This window comes from Duganella margarita, assembly GCF_009857535.1.
Lineage (GTDB): Bacteria > Pseudomonadota > Gammaproteobacteria > Burkholderiales > Burkholderiaceae_D > Rugamonas > Rugamonas margarita.
The window spans coordinates 1-953 of sequence record NZ_WWCS01000063.1 but is presented as its reverse complement, the minus strand read 5'-3'; the positions used below and the strand labels follow the sequence as shown (position 1 = coordinate 953).

Sequence of the window (953 nt, the reverse complement as noted above, 5' to 3'; positions counted from 1 at the left end):
AACTGGCGTTCCCGCTTCAAAGCCTCCCACCTATCCTACACAGATTGGTTCAAAGTCCAATGCAAAGCTACAGTAAAGGTTCATGGGGTCTTTCCGTCTAGCCGCGGGTAGATTGCATCATCACAAACATTTCAACTTCGCTGAGTCTCGGGAGGAGACAGTGTGGCCATCGTTACGCCATTCGTGCAGGTCGGAACTTACCCGACAAGGAATTTCGCTACCTTAGGACCGTTATAGTTACGGCCGCCGTTTACTGGGACTTCAATCAAGAGCTTGCACCCCATCATTTAATCTTCCAGCACCGGGCAGGCGTCACACCCTATACGTCCACTTTCGTGTTTGCAGAGTGCTGTGTTTTTATTAAACAGTCGCAGCCACCAGTTTATTGCAACCCGTTCGCCCTACTGAAGTAAATCAGCCAAGCTACAAGGGCGTACCTTTTCCCGAAGTTACGGTACCAATTTGCCGAGTTCCTTCTCCCGAGTTCTCTCAAGCGCCTTAGAATACTCATCTCGCCCACCTGTGTCGGTTTGCGGTACGGTCTCGTATGACTGAAGCTTAGAGGCTTTTCTTGGAACCACTTCCGATTGCTACGTGCACAAGTGCACTCGTCCCACTCCCTTGAATTACGCGCCCGGATTTGCCTAAGCGCCTTCTATGAAGCAGAAACTGCCTATTCCAACAGGCAGACAACCTTCCGCGATCCGTCCCCCCATCGCATCATACGACGGTGCAGGAATATTAACCTGCTTCCCATCAGCTACGCATCTCTGCCTCGCCTTAGGGGCCGACTCACCCTGCTCCGATGAACGTTGAACAGGAAACCTTGGGCTTACGGCGTGGGGGCTTTTCACCCCCATTATCGCTACTCATGTCAGCATTCGCACTTCTGATACCTCCAGCATCCTTTACAAGACACCTTCGCAGGCTTACAGAACGCTCTCCTACCATAT

1 rRNA gene is annotated in these 953 nt (G+C 51.6%); it reads right to left on the bottom strand.

The features are described from left to right. Nucleotides 1-953 (bottom strand): 23S ribosomal RNA (locus GTP55_RS29160); the annotation flags it as partial.